The sequence below is a fragment of the Thermogemmatispora onikobensis genome (assembly GCF_001748285.1).
GTDB lineage: Bacteria > Chloroflexota > Ktedonobacteria > Ktedonobacterales > Ktedonobacteraceae > Thermogemmatispora > Thermogemmatispora onikobensis.
Genome location: NZ_BDGT01000026.1, coordinates 38,427 through 61,296, shown reverse-complemented (window position 1 = coordinate 61,296; position 22,870 = coordinate 38,427). Strand labels below are relative to the sequence as shown.

General features: G+C 62.0%; 17 protein-coding genes. 5 read left to right on the top strand and 12 right to left on the bottom strand.

The features are described 5' to 3' along the window. The first annotated feature begins 35 nt into the window (after positions 1-35). The 5 genes from cas3 to cas6 all read left to right on the top strand — a co-directional run bounded on the left by cas3 (position 36) and on the right by cas6 (position 7,722). Positions 36-2,615, top strand: coding sequence for a CRISPR-associated helicase Cas3' (gene cas3 / locus BGC09_RS12715; RefSeq protein ID WP_069804367.1), 2,580 nt, complete (start codon positions 36-38; stop codon positions 2,613-2,615). 172 nt (positions 2,616-2,787) lie between these two features. Next, the gene (locus BGC09_RS12710) at positions 2,788-4,698 is read left to right on the top strand and encodes a hypothetical protein (RefSeq protein WP_069804366.1); all 1,911 of its coding nucleotides are present in this window, start codon (positions 2,788-2,790) and stop codon (positions 4,696-4,698) included. A 72-nt stretch (positions 4,699-4,770) separates the two neighbouring features. Then, positions 4,771-5,763 (top strand): DevR family CRISPR-associated autoregulator, encoded by a 993-nt coding sequence (locus tag BGC09_RS12705; RefSeq protein ID WP_069804365.1) that lies wholly within the window; start codon positions 4,771-4,773, stop codon positions 5,761-5,763. A gap of 49 nt (positions 5,764-5,812) precedes the next feature. Continuing rightward, positions 5,813-6,550, top strand: a complete 738-nt coding sequence (locus BGC09_RS12700; protein ID WP_069804364.1) for a hypothetical protein — start codon at positions 5,813-5,815, stop codon at positions 6,548-6,550. Between the two features lie 116 nt (positions 6,551-6,666). Next, positions 6,667-7,722, top strand: coding sequence for a CRISPR system precrRNA processing endoribonuclease RAMP protein Cas6 (cas6, locus tag BGC09_RS12695; protein WP_069804363.1), 1,056 nt, complete (start codon positions 6,667-6,669; stop codon positions 7,720-7,722). A 510-nt stretch (positions 7,723-8,232) separates the two neighbouring features. On the opposite strand, the gene BGC09_RS12690 is transcribed toward cas6, so the two are convergent. The 12 genes from BGC09_RS12690 to BGC09_RS12630 all read right to left on the bottom strand — a co-directional run bounded on the left by BGC09_RS12690 (position 8,233) and on the right by BGC09_RS12630 (position 22,857). Continuing rightward, positions 8,233-9,105, bottom strand: coding sequence for a class I SAM-dependent methyltransferase (locus BGC09_RS12690; protein WP_069804362.1), 873 nt, complete (start codon positions 9,103-9,105; stop codon positions 8,233-8,235). Positions 9,106-9,618: 513 nt separating this feature from the next. Beyond that, positions 9,619-10,443, bottom strand: a complete 825-nt coding sequence (locus BGC09_RS12680; protein WP_084658650.1) for a nucleotidyltransferase family protein — start codon at positions 10,441-10,443, stop codon at positions 9,619-9,621. 51 nt (positions 10,444-10,494) lie between these two features. Next, positions 10,495-11,460 carry a metallophosphoesterase family protein gene (locus BGC09_RS12675; protein ID WP_069804360.1) on the bottom strand — a complete coding sequence of 322 codons (966 nt, stop codon included), beginning with the start codon at positions 11,458-11,460 and terminating at the stop codon, positions 10,495-10,497. A 181-nt stretch (positions 11,461-11,641) separates the two neighbouring features. Further along, positions 11,642-12,427 (bottom strand): SDR family NAD(P)-dependent oxidoreductase, encoded by a 786-nt coding sequence (locus BGC09_RS12670; protein WP_069804359.1) that lies wholly within the window; start codon positions 12,425-12,427, stop codon positions 11,642-11,644. A 15-nt stretch (positions 12,428-12,442) separates the two neighbouring features. Further along, positions 12,443-14,035, bottom strand: a complete 1,593-nt coding sequence (locus BGC09_RS12665; protein WP_069804358.1) for an FGGY-family carbohydrate kinase — start codon at positions 14,033-14,035, stop codon at positions 12,443-12,445. A 2-nt stretch (positions 14,036-14,037) separates the two neighbouring features. Next, a complete protein-coding gene (locus BGC09_RS12660) occupies positions 14,038-14,874 on the bottom strand; it encodes a BtpA/SgcQ family protein (protein WP_069804357.1) in 837 nt (278 codons plus the stop codon). A gap of 314 nt (positions 14,875-15,188) precedes the next feature. Beyond that, positions 15,189-16,766 carry an APC family permease gene (locus BGC09_RS12655; protein WP_069804356.1) on the bottom strand — a complete coding sequence of 526 codons (1,578 nt, stop codon included), beginning with the start codon at positions 16,764-16,766 and terminating at the stop codon, positions 15,189-15,191. 230 nt (positions 16,767-16,996) lie between these two features. Next, positions 16,997-18,088 carry a LacI family DNA-binding transcriptional regulator gene (locus tag BGC09_RS12650; protein WP_069804355.1) on the bottom strand — a complete coding sequence of 364 codons (1,092 nt, stop codon included), beginning with the start codon at positions 18,086-18,088 and terminating at the stop codon, positions 16,997-16,999. Positions 18,089-18,314: 226 nt separating this feature from the next. Further along, complete coding sequence (locus BGC09_RS12645; protein ID WP_069804354.1) at positions 18,315-19,613, bottom strand: hydroxyacid-oxoacid transhydrogenase; 1,299 nt, start codon at positions 19,611-19,613, stop codon at positions 18,315-18,317. Positions 19,614-19,619: 6 nt separating this feature from the next. Then, on the bottom strand, positions 19,620-21,239 hold the full coding sequence (locus BGC09_RS12640; RefSeq protein WP_069804353.1) for a class I adenylate-forming enzyme family protein: 1,620 nt from the start codon (positions 21,237-21,239) through the stop codon (positions 19,620-19,622). 75 nt (positions 21,240-21,314) lie between these two features. Beyond that, positions 21,315-22,025 (bottom strand): cyclase family protein, encoded by a 711-nt coding sequence (locus BGC09_RS12635; protein WP_069804352.1) that lies wholly within the window; start codon positions 22,023-22,025, stop codon positions 21,315-21,317. A 52-nt stretch (positions 22,026-22,077) separates the two neighbouring features. Continuing rightward, positions 22,078-22,857 carry an SDR family NAD(P)-dependent oxidoreductase gene (locus BGC09_RS12630; protein ID WP_069804351.1) on the bottom strand — a complete coding sequence of 260 codons (780 nt, stop codon included), beginning with the start codon at positions 22,855-22,857 and terminating at the stop codon, positions 22,078-22,080. Positions 22,858-22,870 lie beyond the last annotated feature (13 nt).

The window sequence follows — 22,870 nt, the reverse complement described above, 5'->3', positions numbered from 1 at the left end:
AAAGGAAAGGAAAGAAAGGGGTGACGGTTTCCCTTATGAAGACTCTCTATCCCTATCAGGAGCGCGTGCTACAGGTGCTGGCCCAGGGCCGCAATGTGATTCTGGTCATTCCGACGGGCGGCGGGAAGACGCTGGCTGCACTGCTGCCCTTCCTGCAAAGCTGCGCCTTCAACGATGGGACGCTGCCCGGGAAGGCCGTGTACGTCACGCCAATGCGGGTGCTGGCAACTCAGTTCACCAGGACCTGTCACCAATTGCTGGAGGAGCTGAATCCGCCTTTGATCGAGCCGCTGCGCCAGCGCTACGCTCAGTTCGGGCGCCCACTGCTCAGCCTGCAAACAGGCGAGTCGCCAGATGATCCCCAGTTCGAGTCTTTGATCACGGCCTGCACCATCGATCAGTTGCTGGCCAGCGCTCTCGGTGTGCCCTATAGCGTCGATGGGGCACGCGCCAATATCAATGTTGGCCTGCTCGCCAGCGCCTACCTGATTCTGGATGAGCCGCATCTGTATCCGCTGAATCGGCAAGGCCAGAGCTGCTTTGGCGCCTTGACCACGACGATCGAGTTGCTGCGCCAGCTCAAGGATCTGACGCGCTTTATCTTCATGAGCGCGACGCTCTCCAGACCGCTGGTGGAGCAACTGGCGCAGATGATCGACGCTGAGGTGATTGAGGCGAGCGATGAGGAGCTGGCCGCCCTGGCCAGGGGACGTCAGCGCGTCTTTCGGCGCGTGGCGGAGCCGTTGAGCGCTGAGCAGGTACTTGAGCGTCACCAGCGCTGCTCTCTGGTGGTCTGTAACCGTGTTGAGCGCGCCCAGGAGCTGTATCTGCAGCTCGATGAGCTGATTCAAGCGCGCGGCCTTGAGATCCGTCTGCAACTGCTGCATAGCCGCTTTAGTGACGAGGATCGGCGTCGTCAAAGCGAGAAACTGCAGGGCTGGCTTGGTCCCGCCGCCTGGGATCAGAAGAGCGGGCGCTATCAGGGCGAGAATGTGATTGTGGTGGCGACGCAGGTGGTCGAGGTGGGCCTTGATATCTCGGTTGAGACACTGCACAGCGAGCTGTCGCCGGCCAATAGCCTGATCCAGCGCGCTGGACGCTGCGCGCGCTTCCCTCACCAGCAGGGGCAGGTCTTTGTCTACTCGCTTCCCGTCGATGATCAGGGCCAGGCGCAGACACTGCCCTACGAGCCGGAACCCTGTCAACGCACGTGGGAGGCCCTGGCCGAGTACGATGGCCAGGTAGTGCGGTTTCAGGAGGAGCGTCGCCTGCTTGATACGGTCCATTGTGAGAGCGATCTCCAGTTGCTGGCACGCTATGAGGAGCAACGGCCCCATCTGCTTGAGAAGATGGTGACCAGCTTGAGGAAGCCCGATCCAAGTGTGCGCTCTACGCTGATTCGCGATGATCTGCAAGTGGCGCTGCTGGTGCACGATGCGCCCGAAGAGGAGATCGTCACAGCGCCCTGGCAATGGCAGCTTTTCACACTGCGTCCCAGTCTGCTGCAGGGACGGCACTGGCAGGCCCTACAGGAGCGGGCCGCGGCGCTGGGCCTCGATTGGGTGTGCAAACAAGCGGTGCTCATGGATACCGGGAGCGGGAGAGCGGCCCAGGGCGAGGACGATAGCCGGCGCGAGCCACTGTATACGTGGGAGCCGGTGACCAACCCGGCCCAGATCAGTAGTGCCCTGGTGCTGGCTTTGCCGCAGGCCCTGGTGACCTACGATCGCGATCTGGGCCTGGTCTTCCGCGACGGACGTCTGCCGCTGACCGCGCGCTGGCAGCAGCGTCTTGAGGGTACGCGCTACCAGAGCCGTCCGCTGGAACGGCGGCGCTTGGGTGCAGTCAGCCAGACGGTCTCACGCCAGCGCTACGAGGAGCACATTGGGGGACTGGCCGACGCCTATCACTACGGCCTCTACCATGAGCTGACCTATGCGCTGCGTCGCCTGGAGGAACGGATGGGATTGGCAGCGGGCACAATTGATCAGGCCATTCAGTTAGCGCTGGCCCTGCACGATCTGGGTAAGCTCGCTGAGGGCTGGCAGCGTTGGGCCCGCGCCTGGGAGCGCCTCTATCACGAGAAGAAGGGCCTGCACTATCAGGAACCGGCAGCCGATTATCTCTTTGCCAAGACGACCTATGACGTGCGGGCCCGCGAAGAGCGACAGTGGGAGCAAGAGCTAGCAGAACGCCGTCCTAACCACGCCTGTGAGAGCGTGGCCCTGGCGCGCCGCTTCATCGTGGACTGCCTGGGCGCAACAACGCCGGCAAGTCCCACGGCGCCCGTGGTGCGGGCTACCTGCTACGCCATTGCCCGTCATCATACCACAGGGGCTCACGAATATGGTGCGAGCAGGCTGGCGCCAGGAGCCTTAGAGGCGGTGCGGCGAGCCTTAGCCCTGGTACAGCGCGAGACCTCGCCCCGGCCCACGAACCTGCAGTTGATCCTGCCAGAGTGCCAGCAAGGAGATCTCTTCCCCGAGAATGTCAGGTCGGGGAAGTTCAGTCAGCCCGCACTGGACCTGCAGACACCCCAGTACGAAACCTGGCTGGCCTTTGTCATGACACGGGCTTTGCGTCTGGCCGACCAGCGCGCCGACGCTTATCGTTAGCAAGGCAAGCTTGCCAGTTTCCTGACAGGTTCGCGATACTCGCTCCAGAAAGAGGAGACGAGAGGAGAGGTCCAGGTCATGCGCCAGATAATGTACCAAATGCCTGGCAAGTTATCATTTATGATTTGTTCGTTTTATAAATAGAGCAAAATCTCCTCACAGAGGACAGAGTATGACAACGCTCTATGTCAACAAAGCGAGCGGGACATTCGCCGATACCCTGCTCGCCCTGGGCGTAGCCGATCTCATGCGGCTCGGCCTGGCGCGCCTGGGCCGTCCGGAGCAGTCTGCGGAGATCTACGACGCCGGCCAGAGCTTTCTGATCCAGCTCCCTCCCGTGGAAGAAAGCGACCTGGCGAGCGGTAACCGCCTCCCCCTGCTGCGCCCCCTAAGCACCGCCAAACAGCAGGAGCGGCAGGCGAAAAAGGGGCGCACATTCAGCGAGGTCGAAATCTTCGACTACGAGGCCGAGCAAGAGAAACAGCGTCAGCTACAGGCACAGCTCGCCAAACTGCCGCCCGAGAAGCGGTCGCCAAAAGCGCGCCTCAACCCTTCTCCAGAGCTGCAGCAGCTCCTGAGCAACGGCCCCAGCCCTGAGCTGGAGCACTACAAGGCCATCAACGTTATGAAGGTCGCCGACACCTTCAATGAGCTGGTGCTGCGTTGGGAGAGCCTGAGCGCCGAGCAGCAATGGTTTGCCATGCGTCTGCTCTTCCGCCTTTTCTCCGAGCCGCTCAACGAGGTCGAGCAGGCGCAACGCACCTGGGAGAAGTGGGCCAAGGAGCAGGGCCTCAGTGGCAAGACACAGGCCACTGCCGTGCAACTGCTCAACCCCACCAGCGGTAAGGGGGCTAATGCTCCCAAAAGCAACCGTCTGGCGGTCGGCGGCCTGGAAAGCTTCTGGCTGCTGGAGCTGGTCAAGTTCCGCGGCTTCATGCTGGGCGCCGCACCCTATATGCTCAGCGGCAGCAAGGACCGCAAGACCTTCGTGGTGCTGCCCGAAAAGGTCGAGCTGGAGACGCTCAGGACCATTATGCAGAAGTTTCGCGAGATCTGCTGGTCCAGCACGGCCATCAAACAGGATATCCTGGCCGCCCTGCGCCTGGCACAGGTTCTTGTGAACCACCGGCGCAACGAGCTGGCGAGCAGCCAGAACCTTGACCCGGACGAGCTTCCTCCCCTGGTCAGTATCACCCACGGGCTTGACGTGGCTTTCTACAAGGACATGGGCAGCGCCCACGCGGTGATGAACGTCTCGACTATCAATCTGCCTTCGTGGCTGCCGCCGCGACCGCGCTCCGTCGCCGAGGCCACGCAGATCGATGAGCTGCTGGAGGAGCACATCGCCATCATCAACCGCATCGAGGGACCACAGGGGAAAGAAGGCAGCGAAGAGCTAGAGCTGCTGCGCATCTACCGCGACTTTCTCTCCAGTCACGATCTGCGCCGCTTCTGGCGCTTCGCCGCCAGCTATGGCCCTTACCTCTTCCGTCAGCGGGAACGCGAGAAAAACGAGAAGCGCTGGCTCAAGCAGTTTGCCAGCCAGGGCTTGGACAAACTTGTATTACTGGAGAGTGCTGCAATGGAAACGAAAAAAGGAACCCAGGACCTGAAACTGACCCCCATCCTTCAGAACAAAGGCTTCCAGCGCATCGCCTCGGCCATCCGCGAGGCAACGGTCAACGCCCAGCGCCGCCGCTTCCAGGATAACAACTATCCCTACGAGGTGCGCTACGGACTGGGGCAGGAGCTGCTGCGCAAGATCCATCGTCGCGACGAATTCATGCAAGCCCTCAGCGAGTTTCTGCTGCATTACAACGCCGAGACCGCGCGCGAAGAGGAGAAGGTGGCGCAGAAGCTGGGACGCGCCTTGCGTTCAGAGGACTACAGCCAGCATCATCTGCGCTACCCCGTCACGACCAGCGACATCGACGAGTTTACGACCCTCTTCGACCAGTATCCCTGCGAGCTGGTGGCCTCGATGCTGCTCTCTTATGGCTACGCCCGCTGGGGCAAGGCCGCGGAAAGCAGCCAGAGCGAGGAGGATACAGAGGCGGCTGCCGCTCAAAGCGCACAGGTCTGATTCATCGTTCACTTCCAACAAGAATAATCGCACCCATAACGATCATCATAAAGAAAGGCAGGTAATCGCACTATGGCAAACACAGCGGTCTCTCTGTCCATCGCTGCGCGCATGACCCTGAACATGCACAGCCTCAACAACGAAGGCGGCGAGGGGAACCAGATTCAGACGCGCATGGTCGATATCGTCGGCGACGACGGTCTGCTGCACACCGTCAATGCCATCTCTGGCGACATGCTCAAGCATGTCCTTATGGAGCACTTCTATCGCCGCGCACGTGAGGAGGGCCTGAGCCTCTGCGCTGGCTGTCAGCAGTTCGATGCCAACCGCATCAATGCCGACAGCGACTTTATTAAGGGAGCTGGCGATACCGGCGCAGCCCTCATCGATGGCCTGCTGCAGCGCTGCGCCATGGACGACGTTGGTGGGATTCTGGTGACTGAAGGCGGGCGTTCGGTCCCGCGCAAGTCGGTCTGTGAATTCGGCTGGGTTGTGGCCCTGCCTGAGCGCGTACGGACCGATAGCTACTTCCACGTCAAGTACGCCCTGGAGCGCGGTCCGGGCGCGGCGCGCAAGGAGGAGAGCAACGAACACAAAGGGGCCAACCTTGGACAAAGCATTTTCCATCGCCCGGCTTCCAGCGGCGTCTACGCCGTGGTCTGCCACGTCGAGCTGAGCCGGGTAGGCTACAACGATATCGCGCAGAGATACGCCATCAGTGCCGAAGAGCGCCAGCGCCGCACCCGCGTCCTGCTTGAAAGCCTGCTCTACAGCTTCCTGGAGTTCAACGGCGCCATGCGCTCGACCCAGCTCCCTCACCTGCTGGCCCTGGAAGGCTTCATCAGCACCAGCGACACCGCGACGCCGGCGCCGCTGGTCAGTCCGCTGCTGGGTGGCAGCGATGAGCCGCAGGCCTACCGCGAGCAGGCAGAGGCCATTGTTCGTGCCCTGAACGGCACTGGTCCCCAGCACGTGCGCCTGCAGACCTTCGATACGCTGGCCGAGTTCTCGCAGCAGATGCGCTCGCTGATCGATAGCATTACCCCCGAGGCGGCGTCGGCCTAGGGGTCGATTGGTCGGTTGGCAGATCACACAGAAAGGAGGCAGACGACCAATGTGGATCGTCGCGCACTACTTGCCGGTCTCTTTCTTCTCGCTGCGACCGGCCAGCGCTACATCCTCGGGTGGTCAGACGCTGCTGGTGCCGACCCCTTTCGCTATCAAGATGGCCTTGCTTAGCACCCTGATCCGCACTCGCGGTCTGGCAGAGGGGGAACGCCTCTTCCCCGCTCTGCGCGACCTGCCTATCGCCCTGGAACCACCGGAACAGGCGGTCGTCATCAAGGGCTTCAGCAAGATCCGCCGCGAGCTGAAGGACAAGAGCAATCCCGAAAAGGCCGCTCGCGCACGTCTAGAAAAAGAGTATCCTTTTCAGCCGACAATCGCTTATCGTGAGTACATTAGCTACTATGGAAGCCTGCGTCTGGCCTGCGAGGTAGCTGAAGGGAGTCCTCTGGCGGCAGTGCTGCCGGAGCTGCTGGTCGGTCTCAACTACCTGGGCAAGCGCGGCGGCTTCATCCAGATCCTGCAGCCTCCTGCGCAAAGTGCGGAGCTGCCCGCTGGCAGCTTTCTGCTGCTGACCGCCTCACGGCAGGAGGCGTTTCCTATGCAGGGGACGCTGCAGGTGCTCGATGACTGCGGGCCGAAGCTGACCTTCGCTCAGGCCAACATCTATACGAACGAGCGTATTGTGCTGAACCGGGACCGCGTGCTCCGTCATGTAGTGCTCCCTTATCAGCGCTGGCGTTCTTCCCACTCCTATAGCTGGTACCGGCGCTTGCCACCTCCGTGATACGAGGGGAGATGACCAGCCACGCAGCTTGCGTGCCGCGCCGTCCCCCGTCCTGGCCAGGGAAGGGAAGAGGCTCCACTTATGGACATGACCTTACTCACATGGAAGGGAGGCTTATGCTAACAACCTATCACTTGCTGTGGACCATGCGCGTTGAGACGCCTTTAGAGCTGGACGCTTCTCCAGGAACGGCGCTGCGCGGCGCGCTTTTTTCAGCGATCTGGCATCGCTTTTGTACGAACAAGCAGGCGCGCACCTGCCTGGAATGTCCTCTGTTGCAGGTCTGCCCTGTCAGTGCGCTGTTAGCGCCAGCGGATGACCCGCAAGCGCCAACGCTGCAGCGCCTGAACGGGCAGCCCTGGGGGCGTGATATTCCTCGCCCCTATGTGCTGGAGCCGCCGTTAGAGGGCGGGCGGCGCTACGAGCCAGGCGAGCGACTCGTGTTTGGAATGACGCTCATTGGCCGACGCGTGGAGCTGCTGCCCTATGTTATGCTCAGCAGCCAGGAACTGGAGCGCCAGGGCCTGGGGCGCCCTTTGCCAGAGAACGGCTCGCCTCCCCGGCGCGGCGAGCTACGCATCGAGAGGATCGAGGCCTATCATCCTTTTAGCGGGGAGCGGCAGCAACTCTATCGGGCTGGGGCCCAGCAGGTCAGAACGCCGACGCTGGCAGTGCAGGCGGAGGATGTGCGCCAGCGCGCGCTGACGCTGCCGGAGCAACGGGTGACGCTGACTTTCTTGACCCCCCTGCGCCTGGTACGGCATGGCGCGCTCTGCAAGGAGCCGGATTTCGCTACCCTCGTGCAGCGACTGCTTGAGCGCCTGGAGCAACTGGGACTGGCCTACGGCGCTGCCGAAGAGGCGCGCGCCCTGGCAGAGCAGCGAGAACACCTGCTAGCGCTGGCGGCGGCGGTGCGCTGTGAGGGGCATACAATGCGCTGGCAGGATATGCCCAGTTATTCACGTCGCTTGCGACGCGCTACTCCCATTGGCGGTCTGGTGGGGCAGGCGACTTTCGTCGGCGACCTGGCAGAGTTGCGGGAGCTGCTTGTGTGGGGGGAGCTGATCCACGTAGGGAAGGACGTGGTAAAGGGCAATGGTTGGTATCGCGCCTGTCATTCGCAGGAAGCGGATGTACATATCCCCTCTCTCTCAGTTCATAAGCGAGAGTAAGCGAACCAATCAGGGGCAACCTGGCAGACTGGCCTCATCGGTATCATCAGCTGCCAGGTTAGCTTACCTCTGATTTGCCTTGCCGACGATGCTACCTTTTCGCCTTACTTACAAACGTATCTCAGTCTAATTGCATTCGTATTAAGAAGCTCCAGGAGATCCTCATCCTGAGCAGGACAGGGGCATCTGCAGGCATGCTCCATGTGTCACTGTATGCGTTGCTCCAAAGTTGGATGGTGAGGCAGTCGATGTTTCGCATGCCACTCGGCATTTGGAGAACAATCAAATACCATCAGGCTTGACCTCCTATGGGCCTGTTTCACAGGCGGCTCGCTCTTGGACAGAGAGGGAGGAGGCTAGTACAAACCACTTCGCTGCCTATTGCGGAGGTATTGCCCCGGCCATGCTGCCAAAGAACTGGTTAAGCAAGTCTGGGCCAGGTTGATCAGTAGAGCAAAGCAGCCAGCCTGGCCCGAGCCAACCACGCCCCGCCAGCTTCGGAACTCATGCTTATAACGCGGCTTCGTCTGTCGTGCCGGGCTTGCGTCCCCGGACCGTCAGCAGGTTCCAGAGCGCACAAAAGTCCTCTTGTTGCATCTCTGCTACAGCCTGCTGATAGAGACGCTCTAGCTCTTCCTTTGTCCCCATCCCCATCTTGATCAGAAACGGCTGCACCAGTTCCAGGAAGAGCAAGGCATCCTTGAAAACGGGATAGTGCCCCTCGGTCCCCATCGACCACTCGATCACGCTCGCTCGCAGTCGCACCTCCTCAAAGCCCGCCTGCCGCACCAGCCGCGGCAACACCGGCGTGATGCCGACATGCCCCCCATCGGGCGAAAAGCTCTGTCCGGCCAGCTTGAGGGCCTGGGTGCCAAGATGGAAGAAGTGCTCATAGGACGGACTGGTGGTCAAAGGGGACTCCATTTCGGTCAGGCGCACGATCCCTCCAGGCTTGAGCAGGCGGAAGCACTCTTTCAGCAAGCGGGGCCAGGCCTCCGGCAGCATGAAGCCACATAGCAAGCGTCCGTTGATCAGGTCAAAGGAGCTATCGGGGAACGCTAATGGCTCCATCACATTCATCACCTGAAAGTGGGCGTTCTCCAGTCCACGCGATTGCGCCTGGGCCCGGGCATACTCGATCACTTGCTGGCTAATATCGATGCCGATGACTTCGACGTGCGGATAGTGAAAGGCCACTTCCAGATCCCAGCCACCAGGACCACAGGCCAGATCGAGCACTCTCCCCCCTTCCGGCAACTGCTGCCCCTCGGGAAAGAGTCCCCCCATGCCCTCGGTCAGCAGCCGGTCCTGTTGCATTAAGCGCGCTAACTCGCCCGCATTCTCTGGGTCGATGATATAGGTATGCTTGGTGGCTTCTTCCATGCTTCTTGCTCCTCGCTTGTTAGATTGATGGCGCCCCCGGTCAGGCCAACACGGGCCGCTGCGTTACCAGGTGTTCAAGGCCCGACGCCACGGCCAGAGGAAGAGGCGCCGGGCGCCTGCCCAAAAGCAGCCGCTCGTCCTTCTCCCCGAACAGAGCAGAGAACCGGCCCGGTCCCCTGATCCTGTCCTGCCCTCAGCGCAGCTCTGGCCTGGCTCAGGAAAGGCAGGGCTTTGACACCTGTCCAGAGTGATGGCACCTGTTTCTCACGCTGCTTCTTCAAGTGTAGCAGACAGCAGCCCGGCTGCGGAAGGGTCATGGTTCGCAGAACACCGCCCCGGCTCATCTCTGAAGAGAGACAGCGCATCGGCCTCCAGCTCGGAGCCCCAAAAAGCAAGGAGGCAATAGAGGCTTCGAAGCCCCTATTGCCTCCAATCGGTTGAGGTGCAGGGCTGACAGGAACGTGTTTTTCTCAGTTCGAGGCGGAGGCAGACCGCCAGAGAGAAGCGAGGAGACTAGCGATGCACCTCCTCCGGCAACTCATACCACTGCAGACGCCGCCCGACCAGGGCCCGCAGTTTCCAGGCGCTGGACTTCGGGGCCTGATCCAGCAGGCGCAGCATCTCTTCAATGTGCCGCCTGACACGGGCTGCTTCTTCGGCCTGCAAAAGCTGATCCGCCTCTTGGGCCACGCGCTGCAGATTATCAGTGACGGTCGTGTACCAGCCCCAATCGTGAGCGCAGACCTGCGTCACGATGCGCATATCAAGCTGCTCGCCAGGATTGGCTGCCGTCTCCTGGGGAGGGAAGTCCAGCAGCAGCGCCAGCAGATCCTGAATATCTTTGGCATTCAGCTCCACAATCTGCAGCTTCGTCAGCAAGAGATCGGCTGGCGATAGCGTCAACGGATGCAACTGGAGACGTGGCTCCAGCACGAGCTTATGACACATCTCAAAGACGCTGAGAAAAATATCGATCTGGCGCTGGTGGACCTGATCGTAGAAGAGCAGACGCCGCTCGCCGTGCAGGGCGTTAAAGCGTCGGTCAGCAACATAGCCGTTGGCCTCCAGAGCAACCCGTAACGGACGAGCCTGCTTCTTGGGCGCCACAAAGTCCAGATCGGCATAGGAGCGCGCGAGAGAGCGATGACGGGCGCTGGGACAGCGCAGCCTCACCGCCAGGCCGCCCAGGAGGCGCAGCGTCAGGCCCTCTTGCTGCAGCGCTGTCACCAGACGCTGGGCCTCCGCCACGCCGTCGGCCAGAGTCGGCCCCGGCCCGTTGGCGCTCCCCGCCTCTGCCGATGCGGGCAAGCCAGCCTCAAAGTCTCCCGGCCTTGTCATGGCCACCGCCTTTCCTTGGTCGTCTTGACTGACGGATCGAGTGAGTGGGCTTCATCCAGTGATCAGTTGATAACTGAGCAGCTTCGGCCCCTTGAGCGTGACCAGCGCAGCGCGCAGATGCCCGTCGCCATACTCGCTGCCCGGATTGATACAGGTCGTGCGCCCGATTTTGCTCACCGCTCGCGACTCATGAACGTGACCATGCAGCGAGACCAGGGGCTGGAATCGCTCGATCATCGTGCGCACGGCTTTGCTGCCCACCGGCCCGGTGGCAATCTCGCCACCGACGACGACCGGCTTGAGCTGCTCATCCAGCTGCGGCGCGGTATCCAGACCGGAGCCATACGGCGGGACATGGACGTTGAAGATCGCTCGCTCGGGATGCTCAACCTGACAGGCCATTGATTCGATAAAGCGACCTAACTCCTCATCAGGAATGTCGCGCGGGGCCTGCCAGGGCGTCAGGTTCGCGAAGCCTGCGCTGACCATCTCGTGCTCATCATCGATCAGTACCACCCGGCCCTCGGGCATCTCCACGTAACTGGCCTGCTTCAAAACCTCCACGATCTCCGGCTCGTCATCGTTTCCCGCGTCGATAAAGCAGCGCACACCGCTTCCGCGGAGGCGCTCCTCCGCCAGCTCACACCAACGCTGCACGCTCTCGACCATCAGGCGCGTAAACAGACGATCGACCAGCGTCCGGTCGCTTTCCAGGGTGGCCAGCTCCTCCGCCGTGGTTCGAAACGGATAGGCGCCCGCATGGCGCACCTGACGCTCGAAGGCAGCGACGGCCTCCTCAGACTCGAGCGTCACTCGCTCCCCCAGAAAGGTGGCTCGATAGCGACTATGATGGCCATCGCGCACAATGGGGATCAGTGCTTTGCCAGTAATATCGCCCCCCAGGATCAGGACATTGGCGCCATAAAACTTGGCGCTGTTAATGAACTTCATAAAACAGCGCTCGGAGCCGTGAATATCGGTAGCAAAGAAGATCGTGGTTCGACGAGTGCCAAACATCAGCGAGACAACTCCCTTTCCAGAGCGGCGGCCCGGCCCGCTCTCTCCAGCGTCCCGCCCCAGGGCCAGCCAGCTCGACTACGCCCAGCGACTACACGCCCCAAGGCCATCGGCAGGCGAGGCGCGCCAGACCGGATAACCTACCTACCTACCACCCGCGCCTGGCCAGCCCGGCGGTCGGTCAGGACATGAACGCCCCACCATTCACATCGACCGCCAGACCGGTCATGTAGGCTGCACGTTCACTCAACAGAAAGGCCACCACCCGCGCTACATCCTCCGGCTCTTCCAGGCGGCCTAGAGGGATCGCCCGCAGGTAGTCGGCGATGACCTCATCGGGCGTGATGCCCCGTAGTTGAGCCTCCCAAACCACTTCACGCTCTTGCATCGAGGTCCGCACATAGCCTGGGCAGACAGCATTGACCCGAATGCCGGCCTCGGCAGTCTCAAGCGCCAGAGCCTGGGTGAAGCCAACGACGGCGAACTTGGAGGCGGAATAGTGGGCCAGGAAGGGCGCCGCCTTCTTGCCAGCCATCGAGGCAATATTGACGATGCTACCACCCCCTCCACGACGCAACATGGCGCGTACCTCGGCCTGGCAGCAGAGAAAGACCCCCTTGGCATTGACGTCCATGTTAAAGTTCCAGTCATCCTCGGTCAGGTCAACGACGCGGGCCATCGAAGAAACACCGGCATTGTTGACCGCCAGTTCCAGGCCCCCCAGACGAGCCTGGGCCTCTTCAATGCAGGCGGCCACCGCCGCGCCCTGTCGCACGTCAAGGGCCGCAGCGTAGAGACGAGCCTCTGGCCGGAGCGCCCTGGCTTCAGCCGCGGTGCGCTGAGCGGCCTCTCCATCCAGATCGGTAATATAGAGATCGGCCCCCTCACGCACCATCTCCAGAGCAATGGCGCGCCCAATCCCGGTACCTGCACCAGTGATGAAACCTCGCAAACCAGCTAAGAGCATCTCCCTTGGTCCTCCTTACGGCTTTCTCTCTCGGTTCAATTCAGTCTGAGCTGAGTTGAGACTGGACCGGACAGATAGGTCTTCCTCTGCCTGGGCCTGAATCAGGCGCGCCACATCCGCAAGCTGAGCCAGCTCGGGAAAGAGGGGCTGCAGACGACGGTAGAGATCGCGGTAGAGGAAAAAACCCCGCTGATAGAGCGCCATCTGCTCGGCACGCGGCCAGTAGGTCGGTCCTTGAACGATGAAGCGCGTGATCTCTTCCCAGCGATCAAAGAGGCCGGCCCCCATCCCGGCTACGTAGGCTACGCCCAGGGCCGAGGCCGCCTCACCCGCTACCACCGTCACTGGCTGACCGACGACATCCGCTGCGATCTGCATCCAGAGGGCGCTCCGGCTGCCCCCATCGGCGGCACAGATGCGCCGGATAGGCCGTCCCGCCTCGCGCAGGAGCTCCAGATGATGGGCAAAGCCATAGCAGACGGCTTCCAGCACGGCCCGATAGAGATGAGCGCGCCGGTGATGAAGCATGAGGCCGGCAAAGATGCCACGCGCCATCGGGTCGAAAATGGGAGTTTTCTCTCCCAGAAAATAGGGCAGCGCCAACACGCCATCAGCACCGGCGGGCACGGCAGCCGCCTCCTCATCCAATTGAGCCAGCGAGCAGCCGGGGGCCAGTTGGGTCATGAACCACTTCACCAGCGAGCCGCTGGCGGCCATGCAGCCATTGATGAGCGTCAGGCCAGGGATATCGTGGTAATCAAAGTAGAAATGGGGATCAGGCTCTGGCTGATCAGAGCAATAGAGAATGTCGCCGGCCCCGCCAAACTTCAACAAGATATCGCCCTGCTGCGTCAGGCCAGCAGCCAGGGCCGCCGCCACATGGTCAGCGCTCCCGGCCACTACTGGAGTCCCAGCCTGCAGACCGGTTGCTTCCGCCACCGCTGCGCTGACTCCCCCCACAATCTCGGTTGGGGCATGCACCGGCGGCAACAGGCTGCGGGCGATACCAGCCTGATCCAGATAGGGCTGATGCCACTGCCGCCGCCGCACGTCATAGAGCGCGCTCTCCACGGCCCAGTTCTCTTCGAGCGACAGCTGGCCGGTCAGGCGCCAGACAATGAAGTCATAGGAGCCACACAGAGAGACGGTACGCGCCACCACCTGGGGCTCGTGCTTGAGCAGCCAACGCCAGCGCGGATCGATATTTTGCTGGTTGACGACACCTCCGGTCACCTGGAAAAACTCGTCCGCATTGACGGCGGCCCGCAACTCCTCGACCTCCAGAGCTGAGCGGGCATCGTTTTGCAGAATGGCCGGGCGCAGCGGGCGCCCGCTGCTATCGAGCAGCACCATCGCTGGCACCATGCCCGAGACGCCGATCGCCGCCACCTCGTCAGCAGGGATCTGCCTCAACAGCTCGCGCAGCGCCTCCTGACAGGTCTGCCACCATTGCTCGGCATCTTCTTCGGCCCAGCCGGGTTGAGGTGAGCGCAGCTCATGCGGGCGCTCAACCTGCGCCACCAGCCCGCGCTCACGCTCAAGGGCGACGGCCTTCAAGGCGGTCGTGCCCACGTCCAGCCCCAGCGCATAACGCTTCTGTGTGGGCATCGTCAGGCCTCCTCGCGCGCAGCCCGCACCTCATCCATAAAGCGCCGCACACGCTCCGGGTCGACCGGGTTCCAGGTATAGCCGTCGCGCTTGAGACCAGTGCCGACGATCACGCCATCCGCCACCGCCAGGGTGGCGCGCACGGTCTCAATACGTACCCCGGTGTTGGCCAGCACTGGTGTGGAAGGAACTGCCGCCTTGGCCTCGCGAATGTGACTGAGATCGGCCTCAGCTCCAGCCATTGGACCGGAAATCAGAATGGCATCGGCCAGTGAGGAAACAACGACGCTCCGCGCCAGCGCTCCAATGGGGCGCGGGCTAAGTGGACGGGCAAACTCCGGCTCGATGTTGAAGAAGAGCCGAATGTTGTCGGCCCCGATCTGCCGGCGATAGTCCAGGGCCGCAGCGGCATCAGGCTGCCAGAGGCCCATGTCACTGTCGTAGACACCAGTGAAGACCTCGCGCACGAAACTGGCTCGTACCGCCTGGGCGACCGCCAGCGCCGCCAGTGGGTCCCAGAGCAGGTCAACCCCATAAGGCAAGCTCAGATAGGGACGCAGCTCGCCAATGGCAGCGGCCATCGCCGCTACCTGAGCGCGATCGATCTTGAGGGCATAGGGACGATCGCCTTCATTGCAGAAGAGCAACCCGTCTACTCCCCCCTCCTGAAGGACTTCCAGATCGCGCCGCAGGGCGTCGACGATGGCGGCCATCCCGCCGCGACTGTCATAGAGCGGTCGCCCCGGTAAGGGCGGCAAATGCATCATGGCGATCACCGGGCGCGGGCGTCCGAAGAGCTGCTCAAGCACGGAGCCTGGCCCTGCTGCTCTCTCTGACATCTTCTCTCTTTCTCTCCTGTGAGCGACTTAGCGCACAAGCACATCGGTCTAGGTGACAGACAAGTGGCTGCACTGTCCTCGCGACCGGTCTCACCTGATCGTCTGTTGGTCCTGGTCCAGGTAGAGAGGAGACGGCACGGCTCTCGCCCATGCCTTCCCTCGTTCCCAGACCAGGACCAGAAGCGGCCTTGGGACAGGTCTCTCTCGCCCTCAGCCTGGCTGATTGGCTGGCAGGCCGAGGCTGCTGTCTGTCTGGCTGTCTGTCTGTCTATCTGTCCCCAGGCGCCCCCCTCTTCTTCTCCTGTTCTCCTGCCCTATTCAGGAGGAATCTCCCGGAAGGCCGCGCTGAGCTGGATGCCCTGGCGCTGGCGGATCAAGCGTACGATCAGATAGTAGATCAGGCCCAAGATGGGCACGGCGAAGGCCTCCGCCATTGAGAGCAGCGAGACCTTTCCAAAGGCGGTCGTCGCAAAGGTGACATAGAGGACAAAGGCCCAGCTCAAGAGCATGACGATGCCGACCAGCGTCAGTACAGGGATGCCGAGCAGGCGTGCGCGCACCATCGCCGGCGCCTCTTCAAAGAGCGATGGGCGCGTGAAGGGCATCAAGATCGCCGCCAGGGCCACAGCGATAAAGGCCAGCGCCATGACCGCAATCACGTTGATCAGGAGGGCACTCAGGCCCTGATAGATGTTGAGGTAATTGAGCAACTCGATCCAGAGGGCAATGACCACTGTGGCGATCACCGGCGTGTGCAGGCGCTCGCTCACTTCCGCCACCCCCGCCGGCGCCAGACGATCAAAGGACCAGGCGAAGAGGTTGCGCGTGGCGATCATAAAGCCGGTCGGCGTCCACCAGAGCACCGAGAGCACAAAGCAGGCGGTTACAAACACCTGTAGGAAAGTGGGCAGCGAGAGGAATTTGACCAGCGACGGTAAGTACGGAGCAAATGACAAGGGCGAAGGCGAGACGTTGAAGCCCAGATAGACCAGCGAGCCAAATTCCGAGCCATAGGTGCGATAGATCAGGGCGCTCCCCAAGATGTAGAGCAGAGCACTGATAAGCAAAGCCCCCAGAATCGAGAAGGTCGCGGTCCGCCGCACATTCTTGATCTCACCCGCAAAGTAGCCGGTCCACTGGAAACCCGTGAAGACCTGGAAGGCGTAGATCATGGCAAAGATCGTCCCAGCCCAGTCCAGACCCGCACCCGACGAGAAACCAGCCTTCGCCGCCGTGCTGACAACTGTGGCCAGGGTGGTCCCGCTATGCGCGTTAAAATTGCTGACAAATGCGCTGTGATCGGTCATCGCCAGACCAATCAGCCAGACCAGCATGCCCAGCCAGACCACGACAAACATCACCAACATGTAGCGCGCTACTCGCCGGGCCCCCAGCACCATCAGGCCAGCGAAGACCACGGTGAGGACAGTCGCGATCAGAAACTGCGTGAGCTGGTCGGGGGCCCAGGTGAAACCGGCCACAAAGCCCAGGCTGGGACCCAGCAGCGTGAGCATGGTCGTGAAATTAAAGGAGATCCAGGTCGTGAAGACAAAGGTCAGCGTCAGATTGGTCAAGAAGCCAATCCCCGGCCCCAGTACCCGGCTGACCCAGACATAGTCACCGCCGGAGCGCGGCATCGCTACCGTGAAATAGAGGTAGACCATGCCAAAGCAGAAGACCAGCGGCAGGGAGAGCAAGAAGGAGATCAGGACATTCGCACCAGGCCAGAAGGTGGGCGCAAATGAGAAGACCTGGGTGATCCCCACCGGAATGAGGACAGCGGAAAACACCAGGTTGAAGGCGTCAAACGGCGACAGCTCGCGCACCAGACCGGTGGCATTGCGCACAAAGTGCGTCGTGGTGCCGGCTGTTCCCTTGCTGACGGTAGACATCAGATCCTCCCTCCAGATGCAGGGGAATGCAAACAGCGGACAACAGCGATAGCTGTCCCTCCCGGTAAAAGCAGCTCACCGTGAGAGAGAACCAGGTGGCGATGATGTCCAGAGATCAGGACATACGACTGGCCTGACAGGCAAGGAAAAGAGGAAAAAAGATTGTAGCGCTGCTCCCACCTCCTGAGACGAAACCGATCGTATGGACAAGCGGCGATGGATGAAAGTCACTAGCGCCGCTGCGGCGGTGGCGCCACCGACTCGCGTACCACGAGCGTGACCGGTAGAACGACGTGCGGGATCACAGGCGTGGCCTCCGCAGAGGGCTGATGCTCATGATTGGCGCGCTCGCGGTCACGGTGGTGCTCGTGGGCCTCGATGCGCTGGAGCAGCAGCTCCACGGCGGCAGTGGCTACCCGCGTCGATGGCTGTTGGACCGTCGTTAGCGATGGCGTGATCATGGCCGTGAACTCAACGCCATCGAAGCCAGTGAGCGAGCAGTCGCGCGGCACCTGTAGCTGCAGCTCACGCAAGGCGCGCAGCGCCCCAAGAGCAATCATATCGTTGGCCGCCACGACCGCGGTCGGACGCTCGTCCCCCACAGCAGCAAAGACTCCCTCACGCGCACAGGCATGGATGGTCTCGTAACCGTGACTGGCGCGATACTCGCCAAAGCGCAGGAGCAGGTTTACGGTGGCGGACGCACTCCCGCCTTCGGCCAGGCCGGCGCGGAGACCATTCAGGCGATCGGTGACAGTGGGCAGACCCTCCGGCCCGCCGATAAAGAGCAGCGAGCGGTGCCCCAACTGCGCAAGCAGCCGCCCAAGCTGGCGCCCCCCATCAAAGTTGTCCACGAAGACGCCTGGCAGATTATCGATACGCTCGTCAACGACTACCACAGGCACCCCGGCAGCCACCGCCTCCAGCAGCGCTCGATTGGGAACGCGCGTCCCGGGGAAATAGAGCAGGCCGTCAACCTGACGACTGAGCAGCATCGAAAGATAGTCGGCCTCCCGCTTCGGATCAAGATTCGTGTTACAGAGAATGACGCTATAGCCCCGGTCGTGCGCGGCGATCTCCATCGCCTCAGCCATGCTGCCAAAGAACGGGTTGGCCAGGTCCGGCACCAGCAGCCCTAGCGAACGGCTGCTTTTGCTCACCAGGCCCTGGGCCAGCCGATTCGGGCGATAGCCCAGACGCTCGATGGCTTCCAGAACCCGCAGGCGCGTAGGCTCGCTGATCGGTCTCCGCCCCGAGAGCACATGCGAGACCGTGCTTACCGAGACACCCGCCGCCCGCGCAACATCTTTGATGGTGGTCATCCCTGCTCCGCTTAGGACCTTTCACCAGGTAATCAAAACGTTTTGATTTCGATAGGGGAAGTATAAGGGAAAACGTTTTGATTGTCAAGGGGCAGGGCCTGGCTGCCGCCCTGTCGTCCGCTGCTGGTCGCGAGCGCAGGCCAGGGTGGAACAGTGGGCGAGAGCGGCAGCCCACCAGAGGGATCTTTGAGCGCCAAGGCACCGGGGCATCAGGCCCTGTGCAATCTCAGGTCCTGGGAGCAGCCTCAAAGCTCTGCTCGATCAGCAGGCGCAGCTCTTCGGCACCTACAGCGCGTGGACTGTTGACGAGGAGGCGCTGCTGTTTGAGCGCTCCCTCGACGAGGGCTGGTATCTCCTCACCTGTATAGCCGAGCGCCCCCAGGTCGCTGGGCACCCCCGTATCGCGCATGAGGGTCAGCAAGGTCTGTGGCAGGATCTCGCGTCGCTGCGCCTCATTCAAGCCGCTGACCTGGGCCCCGAGCAACTGGGCTGCCCGCAGATGACGCTCCGGGTCAGCGGGATAGGTCCAGCGAAAGGTTGCTGGCGCGGTGACGATCACTGAGAGGCCATGCGGGATGAGCGGCTCTTCGCGCGGATAGTCAGGCGGCGAGAAGCGCTTGACCATGCCGGCGATGGGATAGGCGAGGGCATGCGGAATATGGACGCCGGCGTTGCCGAAGCCGATGCCGGCATAGGTGGCTGCCAGCGCCAGATAGGTGCGGGCCTCGACATCCATGCCGTTGAGGACGGCCCTGCGCAGGTAGCGCCCGAGATATTCCAGCGCCTTCTCGCACCAGAGATCGCTGATGGGGTTGCTCCCTACATAGACCGGACGCTCCTCCGGCTTGTGGCGCGGGCGAGCTTGGTAAGGCCGGCTGGTATAGGACTCCAGCGCGTGGGTGAGGACATCGAAGCCAGGATAGGCCGTCGCCATCGGTGGCAGGGTGACTGTGTTGAGGGGGTCGATAATAGCGAATGTGGGACGGAGAAAGGGGTGCGAGATGCCAGTTTTGACTTTGAGAGCGAGGATATCTAGAATGGCCACCGCCGTTGTTTCGCTGCCTGTGCCGGCGGTTGTCGGTATGGCGATGAGCGGCTTGAGCGGTCCGGGGACGGGCTGCCCCTTGCCGATGGGCTTATTGACGTAGTCCATGAGCGGCGCCGGGTAGGTGGCATAGAGGCGCGCCCACTTGGCAGTATCGATGCTGCTGCCTCCGCCAATGGCGATCATCCCATCGTAGTTGCGGCCCTCGATGAAGCGGGCGATCTCTTCAAACGAGCGATCCGTCGGTTCGACGTGAACGTCATCGTAGATGTCTGCCTGGAGGCCCGCCTCGGTGAGCAGACGGCGCACGCGCTCGGGCAGGCCGAGCTGCATGAGGCCGCGATCGGTGACGATCAAGGCGCGCTGGATACCCAGCCGTTTGGCATCATAGGCCACTTCGGCAGTTGCTCCTACGCCAAACTTGATGGGGGTCATCTCCATGACAAAGACGGTTTCGTTCGGAATGTCGAGGCACCCCATGATGGTTCATCTCCCTCGCAGTAGCTGCTTCATGACCTTCCCGCCAGGGTTGCGCGGCAGCTCGTCCCGCACTTCGATCAGCGCTGGCACTTTAAACGAGGCCAGGTGCTGCGCCGCGAAGGTCCGCAGCGCTTCGCTATCCAGCACCTGACCCGGACGCGGCACCACTACCGCCTTCACGATTTCTCCGTAGAACGGGTCCGCCTGTCCAACGACGGCCACTTCCAGCACAGCGGGATGGCCATACAGAACATTTTCGACTTCGGCGCAGTAGATTTTTTCTCCTGCTCTATTAATCATATCCTTTTTGCGATCCACAATGTGCACGAAACCATCCTCGTCAAGGCGGGCCATGTCACCTGTCAGGAACCAGCCGCCGTCGAGAAAGGCCGCCTGCGTCGCCTCTGGATTGCGCCAGTACTCTTTGAAGACCATAGGGCCGCGAATAGCCAGCTCGCCGACCTCCCCTGGAGGCACCGGCTCATGATGATCGCCTACAACCAGCAGCTCGCTGACCGGCAGGGGCAACCCCGCCGAGCCGGGTCGCTCTAGCTTGTAGCGGTCCGGCAGGCAGGTCGCAGGCGAGGTGGTCTCGGTCAGGCCGTAGAAGTTGAAAAACCGCACCTGCGGGGCTTGCTGCGTCCAGCTCCGCACGACATCTGGTGGCAAAGGGGCCCCACCCGAGGCCGCCAGGCGCAGCGATGAGCTGTCGCGCTGCCGAAAATCGCTGTGATTCATGAGCATGATGTACATCGTGGGCACGCCGAAGAAGTGTGTCACGCGCTCGCGTTCGATCAGCTCTAGTGCCGGGCCGGGCCGGAAAGGCAGGCGCTGCAGGACAAGCGTGCCGCCCTGATAGAGAAACTGGGCGAACTGGGCCGCCAGCCCGGTAATATGAAAGATGGGAACGCCGAGCAGAGTGACGTCGTCAGCGCTCAGTCCCTTGACCAGCTCGTAGTTGAGGAGGGTGTGGATGAGGTTAAAGTGGGTGCAGATGACTCCCTTGGGCAGGCCGGTGGTCCCCGAGGTATAGCAGAGGTAGACCGGGCTGTCTTCGTTGATCTCGACCGGCCTGGGGTGGCCGCCGCGCAGCAGGTCGCGCCAGGGACGAGTTCCCGCCTGCCCCTGGGCGTGCTCGTCGCCAATCACAAAGACGCCCCGGAGTTCCTTCAAGGCTGCCTGCTCTGGGGCCAGTTGCTCCCAGTGCTCTGTTGTTGTAATCAGCACCCGGCTGCCAGAATGCGCCAGCAAAGCCCCCAGCTCCGGCCCACGCAGGCGCGTATTGAGTGGTACCAGCACCGCCCCCAGCAACGAGCAGCCAACTGCGGCAATGACGAACTCCGGGAGGTTGCCAGTAAGAACCGCCAGGCGCTCGCCAACGCCGAAAGCGTAATCCTCTTGCAGAACTGCTGCCAGCGAACAGGCCTCCTCCCAGAGGTGACGATAGCTCCAGCGCTGGCCTTCGAAGACCAGCGCGGTTTTCTCTGGGAAGGTCTCCACCGAGCGGCGCAGTACCTCGTTGAAATGCCGTGGGCGACGAGCATAGGTCAGGACCGTTCTGCCGTAATGGGTCTCGCGCGTGCGCTCTGGAAGAGGCCCAGACGTAACTGACGGCTCCGGCCTCATCTTTCCTCCTCCTCCTTTCCTGAGTGATTCAGTCATTTCTTCTCCCTGGCCCTGGGCCTCGCCCCGGGCGGCATTTCACCGCTTGTCATCGATCTCGTCTTCGAGAATGGCGACAGCGCGCACCGGCGAGCCGGTGCCCTGGCGAATGCGCAGGGGGAAGCCGGCAAAGATGAAGCGTCGCCCCACCAGTTGCTCAAGGTTGGCCAGGTTCTCGTAATGGGTGATTCCGTGGGCACGGCACATCATATGACAGGGATAGGTTCGGCTGATGGGATTATCTGGGCTGGGCGCATCCACGCCGAAGGTTTTGACCCCATGCTCAACCAGCCAGCTGCTTCCAGCCTCATCGAGGCCGGGGTACTGGCTCAGATAGGCAGCGGTACCGTGGTAACGGTTGTAGGTGCCAGTGTAGAGCAACAGGATATCGCCGCGCCGCAGCTCGCTTCTGGAGCCTTCCAGGGCCAGATCGAGATCGCGCGCTCCGATGTAGCTCTGCGGCTCCTTAAAGGAGACATCAAGGCAGAGCGCTGGACCATAGAAGAGATCGAGCGCCATCTGGTCGATCGAGGGAGCCTCGGGACGCGGATCAAGGTGGCTGAGAGCGTCAACGTGAGTGGGACCGTGGTCGCTCATGAGCAGCCCGCGCGACTGGTAGGAGAAACCACCTTCGAAGTTCTTGCGCGTCTCTTCATGCGAATGGTGCTCCCAGATCACGGTCTTCAGGTGACCCGGATAGACGTACATGCCCTGGTAGATTTCCTGGGATAGGTCGATCAGGCGTGTCATTGTTCGCAATCCCTCCGCGTGTAGAATAGCTGACCTGATGGGCCTCTTGCTCTTAATACATGACGATGCCCGCTGAGACATTGAGGTCCTCCCCTGTGATGGAAGCCGCCTGCTCCGAGGCCAGGAAGACCGCCGCGGCAGCGACCTCTTCCGCCGCAACCAGCCGCCCGAGAGGGGCATCGCGCAGGAAGGTTGCGCGCGCCTCCTCCAGACTGATACCCTTGATCTCAGCTTGCTTGCGGATGACCTGTTCGATGCGCTCGCCCTCGACGGGACCAGGAGAGATCACATTGACGCGGATGCCATAGGGGCCAACCTCCCAGGCCAAGGTACGCGCCAGCCCCACCAGCGCCAGTTTGCTGGCTGCATAGGGTGTGCGTCCGAACAGGGGCCGTTTACCGGTCATCGAGCCAATGAAGAGAATGCAGCCGGAAGCCTGAGCGATCATCAGCGGGAGCAAGGCCCGGCAGCAGAGAAAGGGGCCGCGGACATTGACAGCAAAGGTCTCTTCCCAGGCGTCAGGGGTGACCTCCCAGAGGGGGGTGGTTGGTCCAGCGGTGCCGCTGTTATTGACCAGGATATCTACCCGTCCAAAATGCTCGCGCACGGCCTGAGCAAGTCCGGCGACCGCCGTCGCCTCGCTGACGTCGGTCGGAATGACCACGGCCTCGCCACCGAGGTCGCTGACCATCCGGCGCGTTTCTTCAAGGGCGGCCACAGAGCGAGCGGCCAGCGCCAACCGAGCGCCGGCTCGGGCGTAGGCCAGGGCGATCGCGCGACCAATGCCACGTCCGCCACCGGTGATGACGGCCACTTTCTCCTGCAAGAGCATATGCAATGCCTCC